The sequence below is a fragment of the Sorangium sp. So ce887 genome (assembly GCF_051521455.1).
GTDB lineage: Bacteria > Myxococcota_A > Polyangia > Polyangiales > Polyangiaceae > Sorangium.
Map to the genome: position 1 here is coordinate 8,733,412 of NZ_CP150354.1, position 16,501 is coordinate 8,749,912.

The 16,501-nt window shown below is 73.4% G+C and carries 13 protein-coding genes; 5 read left to right on the plus strand and 8 right to left on the minus strand.

The window, feature by feature from the left end:
* Window positions 1-3: 3 nt before the first annotated feature.
* Complete coding sequence (locus WMF36_RS32570) at window positions 4-1,341, minus strand: wax ester/triacylglycerol synthase domain-containing protein (protein ID WP_437574663.1); 1,338 nt, start codon at window positions 1,339-1,341, stop codon at window positions 4-6.
* Between the two features lie 189 nt (window positions 1,342-1,530).
* Here WMF36_RS32570 and WMF36_RS32575 point away from each other — a divergent pair, with 189 nt between their 5' ends.
* Window positions 1,531-2,469, plus strand: coding sequence for a LysR family transcriptional regulator (locus WMF36_RS32575; protein WP_437574664.1), 939 nt, complete (start codon window positions 1,531-1,533; stop codon window positions 2,467-2,469).
* An 81-nt stretch (window positions 2,470-2,550) separates the two neighbouring features.
* On the opposite strand, the gene WMF36_RS32580 is transcribed toward WMF36_RS32575, so the two are convergent.
* The 5 genes from WMF36_RS32580 to pilM all read right to left on the minus strand — a co-directional run bounded on the left by WMF36_RS32580 (window position 2,551) and on the right by pilM (window position 7,954).
* Window positions 2,551-4,815, minus strand: coding sequence for a type IV pilus secretin PilQ (locus WMF36_RS32580; protein ID WP_437574666.1), 2,265 nt, complete (start codon window positions 4,813-4,815; stop codon window positions 2,551-2,553).
* A 151-nt stretch (window positions 4,816-4,966) separates the two neighbouring features.
* Entirely contained in the window at window positions 4,967-5,617 is a 651-nt protein-coding gene (locus WMF36_RS32585; protein WP_437574667.1) for a pilus assembly protein PilP, read from the minus strand.
* Window positions 5,614-6,252, minus strand: a complete 639-nt coding sequence (locus WMF36_RS32590) for a type 4a pilus biogenesis protein PilO (RefSeq protein WP_437574669.1) — start codon at window positions 6,250-6,252, stop codon at window positions 5,614-5,616. Before WMF36_RS32590 ends, WMF36_RS32585 begins: the two co-directional genes overlap by 4 nt.
* Window positions 6,252-6,896, minus strand: a complete 645-nt coding sequence (locus WMF36_RS32595; RefSeq protein WP_437574670.1) for a PilN domain-containing protein — start codon at window positions 6,894-6,896, stop codon at window positions 6,252-6,254. The genes WMF36_RS32590 and WMF36_RS32595 overlap by 1 nt, the downstream gene beginning before the upstream one ends.
* Window positions 6,893-7,954 carry a type IV pilus assembly protein PilM gene (gene pilM / locus WMF36_RS32600; RefSeq protein WP_437574671.1) on the minus strand — a complete coding sequence of 354 codons (1,062 nt, stop codon included), beginning with the start codon at window positions 7,952-7,954 and terminating at the stop codon, window positions 6,893-6,895. The genes WMF36_RS32595 and pilM overlap by 4 nt, the downstream gene beginning before the upstream one ends.
* Window positions 7,955-8,247: 293 nt before the next feature.
* On the opposite strand from pilM, the gene WMF36_RS32605 reads away from it, so the two are divergent.
* Together WMF36_RS32605 and WMF36_RS32610 are read left to right on the plus strand one after the other, a co-directional pair.
* The gene (locus tag WMF36_RS32605) at window positions 8,248-9,435 is read left to right on the plus strand and encodes a DUF882 domain-containing protein (protein ID WP_437574673.1); all 1,188 of its coding nucleotides are present in this window, start codon (window positions 8,248-8,250) and stop codon (window positions 9,433-9,435) included.
* A gap of 107 nt (window positions 9,436-9,542) precedes the next feature.
* Window positions 9,543-10,538, plus strand: a complete 996-nt coding sequence (locus WMF36_RS32610) for a sigma-70 family RNA polymerase sigma factor (protein ID WP_437574674.1) — start codon at window positions 9,543-9,545, stop codon at window positions 10,536-10,538.
* A 39-nt stretch (window positions 10,539-10,577) separates the two neighbouring features.
* On the opposite strand, the gene WMF36_RS32615 is transcribed toward WMF36_RS32610, so the two are convergent.
* Window positions 10,578-13,304, minus strand: coding sequence for a hypothetical protein (locus tag WMF36_RS32615; RefSeq protein WP_437574675.1), 2,727 nt, complete (start codon window positions 13,302-13,304; stop codon window positions 10,578-10,580).
* The gene (locus WMF36_RS32620) at window positions 13,301-14,683 is read right to left on the minus strand and encodes a 3-keto-5-aminohexanoate cleavage protein (protein WP_437574676.1); all 1,383 of its coding nucleotides are present in this window, start codon (window positions 14,681-14,683) and stop codon (window positions 13,301-13,303) included. Before WMF36_RS32620 ends, WMF36_RS32615 begins: the two co-directional genes overlap by 4 nt.
* A gap of 58 nt (window positions 14,684-14,741) precedes the next feature.
* On the opposite strand from WMF36_RS32620, the gene uppS reads away from it, so the two are divergent.
* Window positions 14,742-15,575, plus strand: a complete 834-nt coding sequence (gene uppS / locus WMF36_RS32625; RefSeq protein ID WP_437581984.1) for a polyprenyl diphosphate synthase — start codon at window positions 14,742-14,744, stop codon at window positions 15,573-15,575.
* A 3-nt stretch (window positions 15,576-15,578) separates the two neighbouring features.
* Entirely contained in the window at window positions 15,579-16,400 is an 822-nt protein-coding gene (locus tag WMF36_RS32630; protein WP_437574677.1) for a phosphatidate cytidylyltransferase, read from the plus strand.
* Window positions 16,401-16,501 lie beyond the last annotated feature (101 nt).

Here is a 16,501-nt window from a genome sequence, read left to right on the forward strand (position 1 = left end):
CCCTTATACCCCGCCGCGGGCCGGCGGCCCGGGCTCTCCGAGCAGCTCGGCGCGGAGCGCGCCCGGCATCGCCGCCGCCTCGTCCGGGCGGAGCAGCCCGTCGCCGTGGACGATCGACGCCGAGAGGCGCCCGCCGAAGCGGCTGAAGATGACCTGGAAGCCCGGCGGCGTGACGACCGCAGGCAGCGGGTACGCCGAGCGCACGGGCCGCCCCGCGAACCGGTCCACCGTCACCGCGCCGGGGTTCGAGACGATCAGCGAGGCGAGCTCGCCATGGAACGGCTGGTCGCCGAGCCAGCGGTAGACCGGCCCGGGGAGCCAGCGGGCCAGATCGAGCGCGGCGACCATGCCGAGATCGAGCCGGTCGCGCACCATCGCGCGCTGCTGCTCCGCCAGGCGGGCCACCGCGCGGGCCTCGTCGTGGAGCTCGTCGCGGCCGAGCGAGAGCAGGACCATCGTGAGGTGATTGCCGAACAGCCGCCGCGCGCCCGCCTTGGGGTCGAGCGAGAGGGGCAGCGGGACCACGTGGTGCGGCGGGGCGAAGCCGCGGGCCACGAGCGCGCGATCGGCGAGCCGCGTCGCCGCGATCAGCATGAGGCTCGACTCGGCGAGCCGCGCGCGCTGCCGCACCCGGAGATCGAAGGCGCGGGTCTCCTCCGCCGAGAGCGAGAGCCGGACGACGCGGGAGGTCGCGGCCCGCACCCCCGGACAGGCGCGCGCGAGCGACAGGATCGGCGCGCGGCCGAGCGCCAGCACGTGGGCCTTGTACGCGCGCGCCAGCGCGAGCCGCTCGTCGCGGCCCATCGCCGCGAGGAGGCGCTCGGGGGCGTCGTGCCGCTCCTGCCGCAGCGGCGGATCGTCCGGCGCGTCGCCGCTGCCCGAGCCGAGCCACGCGGCGAGCCGATCCGCGCCCCTGCCGTCCGTCAGCGCATGGTGGTGGCGGAGCACGACCGTATCGCCGCCGCCCGCCCCGCGCACGACGTCGAGCGCCCACGGCCGCTCGCCCGAGGTCCGGTCCGCGAGCAGCGCCTCGATGCGCGCCGCGCGCTCGCGCTCGCCGGCGACCTCGTGGAGGCGCGGCTCGGGGGCGCGCCGGTGGTGATCGACCACCCAGCGGGGCCGCCCCACCCGCCCGAGCACGCTGTTGTCGAGCCGGAAGCGCAGCTCGGGCAGCGCCCGCGTCGCGCGATCGAGGCGCGCCGCGAGCCGGCCGAGGTCGAGGCGACCGTCGAGCTCGAGCACGAACAGGCAGTGATTGCCCGCCTGGCCGCGCGATCGCATGGCGCGATCGTTCATGAGGTGGAAGTGGTCGATCCCCCCGAGCAGAACGGTCGATGTCATGGTCTCCGCGGGGCGCCGCCGGTCAGGTGGCGCCGCGGGCGACCCTAGCAGCCACCCCGGCCGCACGACAGCGCCCGCAGGCGCCGGGCCGCGCACGTTCCGGGCCGCCCGTGCGCTCCGGCACACCCCGCGCGCAAGAAAACGCAAGTATCCATCCTGTGGATATGCATTTAGTTATATATTCCACGGGTGAATCTATCGGCGATCGACGTCAACCTCGTCATCGCGCTCGACGCCTTGCTCCAGGAGCGCAGCGTGACCCTCGCGGCCCGCCGGGTGGGGCTCAGCCAGCCCGCCATGAGCCACGCGCTGACGCGGCTGCGCGAGCTCTTCTCCGACCCGCTGCTCGTCCGGGTCGGCCGGCAGATGGCGCTCACCTCGCGCGCCGAGGCGATGACCCCGCAGGTCGCGGCGATCATGCACGATCTCGCGAGCCTCTTCGGCGGGACGAGGCCGACCTTCGACCCGGCGACGAGCGAGCGCACCTTCCGGATCGCCACGACCGAGTACGTGGAGCTCCTGCTCCTGCCGCAGCTCAACGCGGCGCTCGCGGAGGGCGGACCGAAGCTCGCGCTCCACCTGCTCCCCCTCGACGCCCGCGCCGTCGACGCGCTCCGGAACGGCGAGATCGATCTCGCGATCGGTGTCTTTCCGGAGGACACCCTCCCGTCCGGCCTGCGCCGCGCGGCGCTCTTCGACGATCGCTTCGCCGGGCTCGCGCGCGCGAGCCACCCGACGGCGCGCGGGCGCGTCGACCTCCAGAGCTACGCCGCCCTCGGGCACGTCGTCGCCCCCCGGCACGGCGCCCACGACGGGGTCGCGGACGACCTCATCGCGGCGCGCGGCATCGCGCGGCGCGAGGCCATGGCGGTGCCGCACGTGTTCCTCCTGCCGCACGTCGTCACGGCGTCGGACCTCGTGGCCACCGTGGCCACGCGCCTCGGCAGGGCGTTCTCGAGCCTGCTGCCGCTCCGCACCTTCGACCTGCCGTTCGAGCTGCCGCCCATCGAGATCGCGATGGCCTGGAACGGCCGGACCGAGGACGACCCCGCGCGGGCGTGGCTGCGCGACGTCGTGACGGCCGCCGTCCCGACGATGCGGGAGGCGGCCCGGCGGAAGCGCCTCTGACGGGGAGCTCTGGCGGGGAGCTCTGACGTGGAACTCTGGCGTGGAACGGCGCGCCGCGGCGAACGCGCGGCGGCGGGAGCGCTAGCGGCCGAGGGCCTCGGCGCGGTTCACGATGCGCGGCGTGAGGAAGATGACGAGCTCGCTCCGGGTGTCGCTCGCGCGGCGCCGCTGGAAGAGCAGGCCGAGGACGGGGATGTCCCCGAAGAACGGCACCTGGTCGAGGTTCCGGCCGGTGTTGCGGGTGAAGATCCCGCCGATCACCGCCGTGTGCCCGTCCATGATCAGGAGGTCGGTCTCCGCCTCGCGCTTCAGGATGGTGGGATCGCCGCGGGCCGAGGTCTGGTTGAAGTCGGGCTCGTCGCGGTTGATCTTCACGTGCATCGCGACGCTGCCGTCCGACGTGACGTGCGGCTTGACGAGCAGCTGGAGCTTGGCCTCCTGGAAGGTCGTCTGCACGCCCTGGGCGCTGATCTGCGAGAACGGGATCAGCGTGCCCTGGCTGATCCGCGCCTCCCGGTTGTCGAGCGTGAGGATGCGCGGGCTCGAGATGATCCGCAGCATGCCGCTGGCCTCGGCCGCGGAGAGCCGGACGCCGAGGTTGACGGTGTTGTTGATCGAGCCGAGCGTGAAGCCGAGCGCGCCGCCCTGCCCGGCGCCGACGATGGCCGGCAGGTTCACCGCGAAGTTCGGGTTCGCGACCTGGTTCGCGAACGGCGAGAGGCCGCCGGTCGGGGTGTTCGAGTCGGTCGCGCCGCCGGCGACGCCGATCGCCGAGGGGAACACGAGCCCCGTCGGGTTGCCGGTCGCCGCGCTGAACGTCCCGTCGCCGCCCCACTGGATGCCGATGTCGCGCACGTAGCGGCTCGTCGCCTCCACCACCCGCGCCTCGATCAGCACCTGCGGCGTCTGCGTGTCGAGCGAGCGGACGAGCTCCTCGATCTGGTTCAGGTTGCCCGCGACGTCGCGGGCGATGAGCACGTTGGTCCGCTCGTCGACCGCGAGCGAGCCGCGCGGCGAGAGCATGTCCTTCGAGCGATCCTGGAGGTCCTTCGCGTCCGCGTAGTTGATCGGGATGAGCCGCGTCTCGATCGGCGCGAGCTGGAGCTCGCTCTTGCGCCGCGCGATCGCGAGCTCCCGCTCCTTGTTGAGATCGGCGATCGGGGCGACGCGGATCATGTTGCCCTGCCGGACCACCCCGAGGCCCTTGGCCTGGAGCACCGTCTCGAGCGCCTGGTCCCACGGGACGTTGCGCATCCGGATGGTGACCGTCCCGCTCACGTTGTCGGCGGTCACGATGTTGACCCGCCCCACGTCGGAGATCAGCCGGAGGACGTTGTGGATGTCCGCGTCCTTCAGGTCGAGGTCGATGCGCCGCCCCGTGAACCGCCGCTGCTGCCCGGCGAGCGCCGGCGTGAAGGCGCCGGCCTGGTCCGGCTCGACGAGCGACTCCTGGCTGCTCGCGACCCCCTCGAACGAGGTCTCGATCTCCGGCGCCCCGACGCCCGGGAGCTCCTCGCGCGCGACCGTGCGGGTCCGCCGCGCCGCGCCCCCGTCGACGCCGATCCCCGAGAGGGTCGAGGGCAACGCCCCCTTCGCGACGCTGAGCACGAGCGCGTTGCCCTCGCGCGAAAGCGCGCCCGCGGCGCCCTCGGCCTGCTCGACCTCGACGACGACCCGGGAGCCGTCGCTGTTGCGCCGGAACGTCGAGATCGCCCGCACCGGACCGCCGAAGGCGCCGACGTCGAGCTTGCGCTGGAGGGCGTCGGGCAGCCGGACGCCGCTGAGCTCGATGACGCGGCGGCCGGCCCTGCCGGTCGACTCGCGGTAGCTCGGGATCGACGAGAGCTCGATGATGACCCGATCGAGCGTCGCCTGGTGCTCGAAGCGCACGTCGGTGATCGTCGCCGGCTCGCGCGCCGGCGCCGCCGCCTGGGGCGAGGCCGGGGCCCGCGCCGCCATGGGCGCGGTCGCGTCGGCGGCGGCGAGCTCGATCACGAGCGCGCCCTGCTCGGCGCGGATCCGGTAAGCCGCCGGGCGCGCGAGCTGCACGAGCACCCGCGTCGTGCGCTGCGCCGCCTTGCCGAACCCCTGGGTCATCACCCCCGCCACGATCGCGTTGCCGTCCGTGATCGCGCCGGGTGCCCCCGCCGACGACTCGGCGCCCTCCAGGTCGACGAGGAGCCGCTTGCCGCCGTCCGCCACGCGCGCCGAGAAGCGCGGCGCCCCGCTCGTCGCGACCACGATCTCGGCCCTCCCCTCTGAAGGCGCCGTGAGCCTGACGTCGCTGACCTGGATCGGGGCGGCCGCGTCTGCGTCTCCCGCAGGAGCGCCGAGGGTCAACATCATCCCGAGTGCCGCAGCACGGCGAAGCGCGCCCCGCCTCGGGCGATAGTCTCGATTGCTCTTCATTGCACTCCCGCTTCGCGGTGACGCGAGATCTGCGTCACGCTGCCGGGAGGCTACTTCGGGTGCCCTGGGCGGGCCCAATTCGTGGCGGTCAGGGCGAGCCGAAGGTCGGCTCGTTCGTCTCGCCGAGCGGCCTCAGCGCGATCACGCGCGTGGTCGGCGGGATCTCCGGGTGCGACGGGTCCTCGCGGATGAAGACGAGGTCGGAGTCGCGGATCCGATCGACGCGCCAGTTCACGGCCACGTCGACGCCCGTGGGGCCGCCGGCGTGCACGATCTCGGCCTTGCCGACGAAATCGCCCACCTTCACCACCCACCCGAGCCCCGTCGGATCGGTGAGCAGCGCGCGGGCGGGCGCGCGCGAGACGACGCCGACCAGCTTGAGCTCGTCGAGCGCGAAGCGATCCACGAGGACCTGCCGCTGGATCGTCACCCGCCCCCGGACCTGGGTCGCGAAGAGCGACTCGAAGCTCCGGAACGGGTCGCGGCTCCGGTCGCTCTCGGAGAAATCGGCCTCCTGGAACTCCCGGAGCGGCAGCGGCGGCATCTCGGGCACGCCGGCGTCCGCGGCGGCGGACGCGCCGGCCGCGGGGGTGCGCGGCGGCGAGGCGCTGGCCTGCGGCGCGGCCTTCGCGCCCGTCTGGCTGGAGGTGACGACCGGCTCGTCCTCGCACCCCGTGAGCGAGAGGGCCGCGGCGGTGGTCGCCCCGAGGGCGAGCAGCAGCATCCGGCCGGCGTTCACCGCACACCTCCGGCGCCCCGCCGCTTCACGCCGCTCGTCGGGGTCTCCCCCGCGCGCACGGCGCGGAACGCGGTCGCGAGGCACTCCACCTCGACCTCCACGTCGGACCCCACGACCTTCGGCTCCTTGATCTGGACCTCCTCGAGGTTGATGATGCGGTCGAGCTGCCCCACGCCGTGGAAGAACTTCGCCACCTGGTGGAACTTGCCGGAGAGCGTCAGCTTCATCGGCACCTTGGAGAAGAACTCCTGCGGGACCTCGTCGGTGGGGCTCCATGACGTCAGGTTGACGCCGGAGACGGTCGCGACGCCCTGGATCGCGGAGAGGAAGGCCGGCGTCTCGGACTCGTCCGGGAGGATCTTCTTCTGCTCGCGGCTCAGCTGCTCGCGGCGGGTCTTCTCGTCGAGGTCCTTCTGGTAGGCGGCCTTCGACGCTTGCGCCTTGGTGAGCTCCGCCTGGAGCACCTGCTGCTTCTGGACGGCGCCCTCGATCTGCGAGTCCACCTCGGCGTAGAAGCCGACGAAGTACAGGATGCCGACGAGCGCCGCGAAGAGCGCGCCGACGCCGACCTTCGCGAGCGGCGGCAGCCGGTCGAGCGCCGAGCCGGCCTGCACGGGCTGGGGCTTCGTGGCCATCAGTACCTCACCTTCAGCTGCAGCGCGAACGAGACGAGCTCGAGCCGCGACGCCTTCTCGTTCTCCTTCTTCCCCGGCAGCAGCTGCACGTCGTAGAAGTACGACGACAGCTTGAGCCGCTGGGCGAGCTCGTAGACGTCGGTGCCGTCGCGCGCGAGCCCCTCGACGCGGACGGTCCGATCGGACTCGATGTAGCTCGAGAGCCACAGCCGCCGGCTGTCCCAGGAGGGGTTGTAGACGGCGAGAGGGTTCTCCTTGCGGAGCTGCGCGAGCTTGTCCGGGTCGGCGGTCGGCCCCTTGCCGTTCGTCAGCAGCTGCGCGAGCTCGAGCAGCACCGCCGTCGGCCCGCTGCGCGCCGCCTGGAGCTTCGCGATCGCGTCCTCGCGCGCGCGGAGGACCTCGAGCGACTTCTTGATCTCCTCGTGGTTCGCGACGAGCGTGCGGATGTCCTGGATCTGGCTCTGGAGCACCGAGTTCTTCCGCGTCTGCTCCCCGAGCTCCTCGACCTTCGTCTGGTGGAAGAGGAAGAGCGCGACGATCTCGAGGATCACGACGCCGAGCGTGACGAGCAGCCACCGCTGGCTCGCCTGGGGAGCGGCCCCGCGCGCGCCGCGCCGCTGCGGGAGCAGGTTGACGCGAATCACGAGCGCTTCTCCCGGTCCTTGCGCATCGCGAGCCCGAGCGAGACGCAGAACTGCGCCGCCCGGAGCCGGAGCAGCTCCTGGTTGACTTCCTTTGCTTCCACGGTGATGCGCTCCATCGGCTGGATCAGCTCGACGGCGACCCGGGCGCGCCGCCCGATCGCGGCGGGCAGCGCCGGCAGGTTGGACGAGCCGCCGGTCAGGTAGATGCGGTGCATGTCGCCCTCACCGCTCGTGGCCAGGAAGAAGTCGAGCGAGCGCTGGATCTCCCCGGCGATGGAGTCGCACACCTGCTCGATGGTCTCGATGACCTGGGCGGGCACGCCGCCCGGGCCCGAGGTCACGCTGGCGCACTTGAACTCCTCGGCCTGCTCGAAGCTGATCCCGAGCTTCCGCTGGATCTGCTCGGTGATGTAGTTGCCGCCGTTGCCGATGTCGCGGGTGAACGCGCTCGCGCCGCGCGACACGATGTTGATCGACGCGAGGCTCGCGCCGACGTTGATGATCGCGAACGTCTGGTCCGGTGGGACGCCGCGGTTCACCTCGAACAGGTTCTGGACGGTGAACGCGTCGATGTCCACCACCATGGGCTTGAGCTTCGCGTTCCTGGCGATCTGGGTGTAGTCGTTGATCTCGTCGCGCTTCGCGGCGACGAGCAAGAGGTCCATCTGCCCGGCCTCGGGGCGGCGGCGCAGCACCTCGTAGTCGACGTGCACGTCCTTGATATCGAAGGGGATGTGCTGCTCGGCCTCCCACTGGATCTGCTCGTCCAGCTCGGCGGCGGTCATGAGCGGCACCGTGATCTTGCGGATGATGACCGCCTGGCCGCTGATGCTGAGCGCGATCTCGCGCTGGCGGATCCTGGCCTCGGAGAAGGCGCGGCCGAGCGCCTCGACGATGGCCTGCGCGTTCATCACATGGCCATCGACGATGGCCTGCGGCGCGAGCGGCGCGTAGCCGAGCCGCACGAGGCCGTAGCCCTTACGGCCTTCCTTGATCTGAGCGATCTTGATCGCGCTCGATCCGATGTCGACCCCGACCAAGTTCTTGCCTTCCGACATCCCGTCCGTCCTGCTCCGCGCCCGCCTCGATGAAGAAAGGGAGGCCGGGCCGCGTTGCCCGGTCTCCCGGGCGCCCGATCCCCTCTGATCGCTTCTGGCCGCTTCTGGCGAAGCTTCGCACCACAGCCGATCGCGGGGCAAAAAACCGCTTTACGCTTGCCTCTCGCCCGCCTATCGAAGCTCGATATGCGGCACGGCGCCGCCGGTCGAGCCGGCAGGCGCGCGCCAGCCCAGGGTAGCACCGTCCGGGGCTCGGTCGTCGGGCACGGATGAGGTCAGGTCAGAGTCCCCTCATGCATCCGGAGATCTCCCGTTTGTGCGGCACCGGCGGCCTCCGTGCCGGGACCGCGATGGAGCCCCGCCCGCGGCCGTCGCGGCTGCGGTCCATGGTCGCCGCCCTCGCGGCGGCCTTTCTCCTGAGCGCCGCCCCCGGCGCGGCGCTCGCCGAGCGCGCCGAGGACGGCCAGCACACGGTTTACGCCGGCCAGACGCTCGGCAAGATCGCGAAGCGCTACCGGATCACGGTCGACGCGCTCCGCGAGGCGAACGGGCTCAAGCCTGGCCAGCGGATCCACCCGGGCCTCGTCCTCGTGATCCCCGAGCGGGGCAAGCCCGCCGCGCGGGCCACGCCCGGCCGGGCGGCGGCCTCGCTGCGCAACGAGCCGGAGCCGGGCCGCGGCGCCAGCGCCAAGCAGCGGGTCGCCGAGACCCGTCCCCTGGGCAAGGGGTCGATGAAGCGGGACGCGAAGGACGCGAAGGCAGATGCCCGGTCGCTGCCGCCGAACAAGCGTTACACCCAGCGGCCCAAGCGCCCCGGGTGGGTCCGCCTGGTGCGCGGCGCCGAGCGGCTCGAGCTCCGGGTGCTCACGCCGAAAGGGCGCCTCGTCCCCAAGGCCCTCCCCAAGCTGAGCCGGCTGATGCGCGCGTCTCCCACCGCCTCGATCCCGATCGACCCGCGCCTCGCCACGCTGATCGGCATGGTCAGCGACCACTTCGGCGGCAGGACCGTCCGCGTCGTCAGCGGTTATCGCCCCTACTCTCCGACCCAGTACACCCCGCACTCCAACCACAACTTCGGTCGCGCGGTCGACTTCATGGTCGAGGGCGTGCCCAATACCGTGGTCCGCGATTTCTGCCGCGGTTTTCGCAACGCGGGTGTCGGGTATTATCCCAACTCGACATTTGTCCACCTGGACGTTCGATCAGACAAGGTCTACTGGGTGGATTACTCGAGGCCTGGAGAGGCGCCGCGCTACGGGGGAGCGAAGGGCTCTGTCGCGGCCGACGAGGCAGCGCGCGATGTCCCCGTCTCGGCGGAGGAGGAGGTGTATGGGTCAGGTGAGCCCCGCGCCACTCAGGCGCAACCCTCGAATACTACAGGCGCAAATTCGGACGCGGGGCGCAACGGTAGCGAGCCGCCGAAGAACGTGGGTACAGGAACACCCACCCCGGCTCCTGCCACATCAGCGACGGGAAAGTGAGCTGCCCAGGCCGCTGGCTAGTTTCCACACACTGAACATCCGCACCAGACACAATTGCACGGCTCTACCTTGCACGCTGCGAGAGTTGTGGCACCAATCCACCTCACGTGCAGCAATCGACCCGACTGCAGCGGGAGGAGGTTGCTCCTCCCAGGCCACTCCCCCCGTGCTGTGACGGGGAAGAGTTTGTCCAGCCGGTCATCCTGGGCGCGACGTGCCCGGTCGTCACGTGTGATCGCGCGCTGATCGAGGCGCCCGGCGCGGTCGACCTCGACGCGCTGGACGCTGTGCCTGGCGCCGCGGTGCAGGAGCCCGTCGCGGCGCTCGCGCACGATGCGTGGGAGTCCGTAGAGGTCACGTCAAGCTGCGCGCACGACATCTGGGAATCTGCGGAGACCCCGTCCCCCTGCGCGTACGAGGAGGGGTGGCCCGCCGCGGCGCCGGACAGCGGCGCGAGCTGCCCGCCGTGCTGTACCGAGGCGGCCGGCGCGAGCGAGTCGCACCGCCGCGAGCCGCCGGGCGCGCCGCTCCGTCCGGAGGTCCTGAAGGGGTACTTCCCGCTCGTCCGCAAGCTTGTGCGCCAGGTGTCGCGGCACCTGCCGCCCAACGTGCAGCGCGACGATCTGCTCAGCGCAGGGATGCTCGGGCTCGTCGACTCGCTCCGCAAGAACGGCGGCAGCGACGGCGAGACGTTCGCCGGCTACGCGAAGCTCCGGATCCGTGGCGCGATCGTCGACGAGCTCCGCGCGCAGGACTGGCTCTCGCGGCGGGCGCGCGAGGCGGTCGAGGCCGGGGCGGCCGGCAAGGTCGGCGGAACGACCGTCTTCGTGAGCCTGAGCGAGGTGACGCCCACGGAGGAGTCGGCGCACATGTCCGGCGGCGACGACCCGATCGAGGTGATCGCGGCGCAGGCGACCCGGCGTGCCCTGTCCTTCGCCATCGCGCAGCTCCCCGAGCGGGAGCGGCGCGTGATCGGCATGTACTACTTCGAGGGGGCCAAGCTGAAGGACATCGGCGCCGAGCTCGGGGTCGGCGAGCCGCGCGTGTCGCAGCTGCACACGCGCGCGCTCGGGATGCTGCGCGGCATGCTGTCCCACGCCTGACCGCCGCGCCCGACCGCCGCTCGCCCCGATCGCGGCCGATCAGGGGCGCGCCCCCTCCGTGAGCCACCGCGCCCGGCCGGGCATCGCGAGGCCGACCGCGAAGAGCGCGGTCTCCTCGTAGGCCTGCTGCAGCGCGGGGTCGCCGGAGGCGCGGTGCACGAACGCGTTGCGGTGCGCGCCGCGATCGAGGGCGACCACGCGCGCGCAGCCGAGATCGAGCAGCGCCTCGGTCGTCGCCTCGTCGCTGTCGAAGGTCGTCGTGGCCACGAGGAACGTCCCGTCCTCGAGCACACAGGCGGCGCTGCGCCGGCGCATGGTGCCGATCTCGCGCGCCTCGGGCCGCAGCCTGCCCTCGTCGGCGGTGAGCGGCAGCTCGGTCGCGTCCGTGCCCGGCGCGACCTCGACGCCGCCGGCCGGGCGGATCTCGACGCGGCCGCGGCGGACCAGCAGCAGGCCCCCCTCGCCCCGGAAGCGGAGCCCGACGGTGCCGCCCACGGCGAGCCCGCGCGGGCCGCGCCGCCGGCCGGTGCCGACGCCGATCGCCGCCATGACGTGCGGCCGCTCGTCGGCCGGCACGTCGGCGTCGAGCTTCGGCGCGGTCCGCGGCGAGATCTCTCGGGAGCCGGCGCGGAGGCGGAAGAGGAACCGATCCGGAGCGAGGGCGTGGACGCGGACCTGCGCGCCGAGGTGCACGGTGTCGGCGGCGTACACGGCCGGGCTCCACGCCGGCGGCGGCTGCGCGCCGCTGTCCGCGGTCCAGCCGACGCGCTCGCCCGGGAGCGACAGATCGGGCGCCGGCGGGCCGTCCGTCGAGCGCGACTCGAAGTAGAGGAAGGGGCGCGGGGAGGCCGACGCGACGTGCGCCGACGGCGCGAGCGACATCGCCGGCGCGAGGCGCTCCGCGGTCAAGCTGCCGTCCTGCTGGCGGCTCAGGAAGGCGACCCCGAGGGGCTCCGGCGCCCGGCCCAGCGAGACGCCGGCGAGGCACCGCGCGCGCTCGAGCGCCGCCCGGATCGCGGCCGCGTCGGCGGCGCTGCTCCACGCGTGGACCACGAGGCCGCGATCGGTCATGCACAGCGCCGAGCGCTCGACGACGAGGTCGTCGCCGTCGCCGGGCGAGAGCGTCGCGTCGGCCGGCGCGCGCTCCGCGAGGGGGCCGGCGAGGGCGGCGAGCGCGGCCGCGGGGCCCGCCGCTTCGAAGAAGGAAGGGCCCTGCCACAGCGCCCAGGGAAAGCGCTGGCCGCCCCCGTCGCGGAGATCGCGGGGGCTCGCGGCCGGCGGGCGCTGCCAGAGCGCCCAGGGCACGCGATCGACGTCGCCGCGCGACGGCCACGCGCCGAAGTACGGCCGGCCCGAGAGGTCGACCGCGAGCGTCGCCGCGCCGTCGCGCGGCGGCACGAGCGCGCGGCCGCCGACGACCATGCCGAGCGCCTCCGCCCCGGCGGGGGGCGCGGCCGGATCGTGCGGCCCGACGCCGAGGCCGATGGCCCCGCGGAGCGTCGACGCGTCGGGGAGCTGCCCCGTGCCGCGCGGGCCGACCGACGGCCTGGGCGCCTCGAAGCCGGCCTGCAGGGTGAGCTTGATGTGCCGCGTGTCGATCGCGAACAGGTGAACGCGCACCTGCTCCCGCTGCGGATCGGGGCGGATCGTCGTCGCAGCGAAGGGGCTGGACGGGCGCTGCGGGTCGCCCTCGATGCCGGGGAGCGAGGGCGCCACGAGCACCCAGTCACCCTCCCCCGGGAGCGGGGGCTGGACCGCCGGCAGCACCTTGGGCGGCGGCCAGAGCGAGGGCCACCCCTCCGGCGCGGGCTCCGGCGACGCGGCGCCGTGGGTCAGGTACGCGGCGGCCGGCTCGGCGCGGAGGCCCGCCGCGGCGCGGTCCGCGGCGAGCGCGAGCCGCTCGACCGCGGCGGCCGCCCCCGGACCGAGCAGGCGCCCGGCGGACGGCCCGGCGAGCTCCAGGAACGACGGCACGCGGCGCGGGACGTGGTGCACGCGGGCGCCGAACGCATCGCGCCCGCCCGTGTCGACCTCGCCGGTGGCGGCGTTGAGCGCCGCCGGCACCGCCTCGGGTCCGAGGGCCATCACCAGGCCCTCGTCGACGAGATCGAGCCGCGCCGACGCGGGCGGGCTGTCGAAGACGATCTCGCTGCGCGACGCGCCGTCCACGCTCCCGGTCTCGAGCCAACCGTCGACGGCCGCGCGGAGCCGCTCGCCGAGGGGCCGAGGCCCCGGGGGCGCGCCGCCGAGATCCAGCAGCGTGATCCCCTGCACGACGCCGAAGGCGGAGGTGGTCACCGCGACGCGTCGGCCGCGGGCGACCAGGCTGCGATCGTCGCCGAGGGGCGTCTCGGTCAGGTTGTGGACGCCGCCGAGGCTCACCGGCCGGCCGGAGCGGGTGAGCCGCACGCGCGCGCGGTACAGGTCGGCGGCGCCGCGCCCGTCCGCCGCGGGCTCGGCGCCCGCCGCGGGCTTCCCGTCCGCCGCGGGCTCACCGGCCGGCGGTCGCGGGACGCCCAGGAACAGCACCCGGCGGCCCAGCAGCGCGTCGGAGAGGAACCCGCCGCGCTCCTCCCAGACGAAATCGTCCGGGCTGACGGCGCCGCCGATCGCCTCCCCGAGCATCCCGGCGATGGCGTCGGCGGTCCGCGCCGGCGGGGACGGCGTCGAGAGCCGCGCGCCCGCCCCGAGCAGGGCGACGCCGAGCGCGATCGGGAGCCGGCCCCGGAGGTGATCGACCCATGTGGAGAGCGGCCGTCCGGTCATTCCTGCGCGAGCGCGCTCCCTCCTGCAGCCGCGCCCGCCTGGGTCGCCGCGGCGCGCGATCCGATCCCGAGGAGCTGGCGCGCGCGGTCCGGATCGACCACCTCTCGGCCGATGCTCCGCGCGAAGGCGGCGGCGCGCGCGACGAGCGGCGCGCTCCCCTCGGCGAGCACGCCCTTGTCCAGGTAGATGTTGTCCTCCAGCCCCACCCGCGCGTGCCCGCCGAGCTGCATGGCGAGCTCGGTCATCGGGCGCTGGTGGCGGCCGACGGCGGCGACTCCCCAGCTGGAGCCTCGCGGGATCTGGCTGATCATGAACCGGAGCACGTCCTCGCGCGCCGCGATGCCGCCGGGCACCCCCAGCACGAACTGGAAGTGGAGCGGCTCGGCGAGGAGCCCCTCGGCGAGCAAGCTGAGCGCCTCATGGATATGGCCGACCTCATAGCACTCGAGCTCGGGGACGCTCCCCGCCGCGCGGATCCGGGCTGCCATGTCCCGGATGAGCGGCCGGGTGTTGTCGAAGATCCCGTCGCCGAAGTTGAGCGTGCCGCAGTTCAAGGTGGCCATCTCGGGGTTGCAGAGCAGCGGCTGGGCGCGCTCGTCGACGCTCATCCCGACGGCGCCGCCGGTCGACGTCTGGACGATGACGTCCGTCGTCTCCTGGATGGCGGCGATCGCCTCGGCGAAGAGCGCGCGCGACTGGCTCGGCGTCCCGTCCGGGTTCCTGACGTGCAGGTGGACCACCGCGGCGCCCGCGTCGCGGCAGCGCGCCGCCTCGTCGGCGAGCTCGCGCGCCGTGACCGGCAGGTGCGGCGTCTGCGCCCGGGTCGTCTCGGCGCCGACGATCGCCGCCGTCAGGATCAGGGCGCTCTGCAGCGGCGTGACGATGATCCGGGGGGGCGGCGTGATGATCGGCCGCGGCTCCGGGAGCTGCGCGTGGTCCGGGGGCGGCGCCGACAGCGCCGGCAGGACGAGGCGCGGCCTTCGCTGAAGCTCCTTCGGGACGACACAGGTGCCGAGCGCCCGGCAAACGATGATCGGCTCGGCCAGCGCGTCCGCCGCCGAGGGCGCTACCCCGGCTTCGCGGACGCTGGCGACGACCTTGCGCGCCTCGAAGGCCATCGCGCGCGACGTGGCGCCGACCTTCGTGACCACCCCGGTCGCCTCGATGAAATCGCCTGCTCGGACCGGGGCAAGGAACTCGACCGCCTCGTACGCACGGAAGAGCCCCTCGTCGCCGTCCAGACGGATGAGGAGCTCGGTGGCGACGTCGCCGAAGAGCGCGAGAATACGCGCGCCATCGCACAGCTCCCCCGCGTAATGTGCGTCGTGCGCGCCCATCCTGACGCGCAGCGTGATCGTGAGACCAACCCCAGTGCTCATGGGCGTGAAGACTCAACAGTCGACAGTCGTTAGTCAACAAGGGAAACTCCCCCTGCCGATGAACCTCGTAGAAGCCAGAAATCTCCCGCGCCACGTCGGAATCATCATGGATGGCAACGGCCGCTGGGCGGAGCTGCGCGGCGAGCCGCGCGAGGCCGGGCACAAAGCCGGCAGCGCCGCCGTGCGGCGGATCGTGCGTGTCTGCCGGAGGCTCGGCGTCGAGGCGCTGACGCTGTACGCCTTCAGCGAGCAGAACTGGGCGCGGCCTCAGAACGAGGTCGACGCGCTCATGGGCCTCTTGCGCGAGTTCCTGATGACCGAGCGCGGCGAGATCCTCGAGAACGACATCCGCCTGGTCGCGATCGGCGACATCAGCCGGCTCCCCGAGGCCGTGCGCGACGTGCTCGACCCGCTCCGGAAGGCGTCCGCCACGAACCGGCAGATGACGCTCGCGCTGGCGCTGTCCTACGGGGCGCGTGAGGAGATCGCCGCCGCGGCGCGCGAGCTCGCGATGGAGGCGGTCGCCGGCAGGCTCGATCCGGAGACGATCGACGGGGCGCTGCTCGCCGCGCGGCTGCCGAGCCTGAGCGTGGGCGAGCCGGATCTCATCATCCGCACCGGCGGCGAGCAGCGGCTCTCCAACTTCCTGCTCTACGGGGCCGCGTACGCCGAGCTGTCGTTCACGGAGCGGCTGTGGCCGGACTTCACCGAGGACGACCTCTTCGCGGCCATCGCGGCCTACCAGCTGCACGACAACGCCGACGAGCCCGCGGAAGGGGCGGAGGGCGGCGGCGAGGGCGAGGCGGCCCGCGCGAAGGGCGCGCTCGACGCGGGACGGCCGTGGCGCGCGCTCGATCTCGCCTCTCACAACGGTTCACGAACGGGAGTCTGACGCTTGGCTGCTTCCAACCTCACGATGCGGGTCATCACCGCGATCGTGGCCGCTCCGATCCTCCTCTCGCTGCTCTACCTCGGCCCGAGCTGGGGGTGGGCCGCGCTCATCGCGGCCGCCGCGGCCATCGGCGCGCTCGAGTTCTTCGCGATGACGCACGCGGACGACCTCGCGGCGCGCGTCGCCGGCGTCGCGCTCACCCTCGCCGTCGTCGGCGTGCTCTGGCGCTTCGGGGGCTCGCCGGGCGCGCTCCTCGCGCTGATCTTCCTGCTCCCGCTCGTCGCGATGCTCGTCACGCTCGTGCGCCTCGGCGAGATGCGCACCGCGGCGCTGCGCGTGCTGGCGATGACCTTCGGCCCGCTCTACGTGGGCGGCGGGCTCGGCGCGCTGGCGCTCCTCCGGCGCGACGCCGGCGCCGACGGCCCCTCGTTCGTGGTGCTGGCGCTGCTGCTCTCCTGGTTCTCGGACACGGGCGCCTACTTCGCCGGCCGCTTCCTCGGCCGGCGCAAGCTCTACGAGGCGGTGAGCCCCAAGAAGACCGTCGCGGGCGCCCTCGGGGGCCTGCTGTTCGCGGTGCTCGGCGCGCTCCTCGCCCACGTCTGGTTCCTCCGGTCGCTGCCGCTCGTCGACGCTGTCGCGCTCGCGATCGTCGCGGGCGGCCTCGGTCAGGCGGGGGACCTCGGGGAGTCCCTGTTCAAGCGGTCCTTCGGGATCAAGGACTCTGGCGGGATCGTGCCCGGCCACGGCGGCATCCTCGACCGGGTCGACGCCCTGCTCGTCACCGGGACCCTCACGTATCTGTACGTCCTGTGGTCGAGATCATGAACGGCGCCTCGCGTCGCGCACTGCCAGGCTGACGCATTGCCGCGGCCGTCCGGATCGCGATGACGCGCCGCATGATTGCGCCCGACATTGAACTGGGGGGC

What these genes read in the sequence shown, in the direction of transcription:
- WMF36_RS32570 (WP_437574663.1), bottom strand. Translation starts at nt 1,341, where the DNA reads ATGACATCGACCGTTCTGCTCGGGGGGATCGACCACTTCCACCTCATG.
- WMF36_RS32580 (WP_437574666.1), bottom strand. Translation starts at nt 4,815, where the DNA reads ATGATGTTGACCCTCGGCGCTCCTGCGGGAGACGCAGACGCGGCCGCC.
- WMF36_RS32590 (WP_437574669.1), bottom strand. Translation starts at nt 6,252, where the DNA reads ATGGCCACGAAGCCCCAGCCCGTGCAGGCCGGCTCGGCGCTCGACCGG.
- pilM (WP_437574671.1), bottom strand. Translation starts at nt 7,954, where the DNA reads ATGTCGGAAGGCAAGAACTTGGTCGGGGTCGACATCGGATCGAGCGCG.
- WMF36_RS32605 (WP_437574673.1), top strand. Translation starts at nt 8,248, where the DNA reads ATGCATCCGGAGATCTCCCGTTTGTGCGGCACCGGCGGCCTCCGTGCC.
- WMF36_RS32615 (WP_437574675.1), bottom strand. Translation starts at nt 13,304, where the DNA reads ATGACCGGACGGCCGCTCTCCACATGGGTCGATCACCTCCGGGGCCGG.
- WMF36_RS32620 (WP_437574676.1), bottom strand. Translation starts at nt 14,683, where the DNA reads ATGAGCACTGGGGTTGGTCTCACGATCACGCTGCGCGTCAGGATGGGC.
- uppS (WP_437581984.1), top strand. Translation starts at nt 14,742, where the DNA reads ATGAACCTCGTAGAAGCCAGAAATCTCCCGCGCCACGTCGGAATCATC.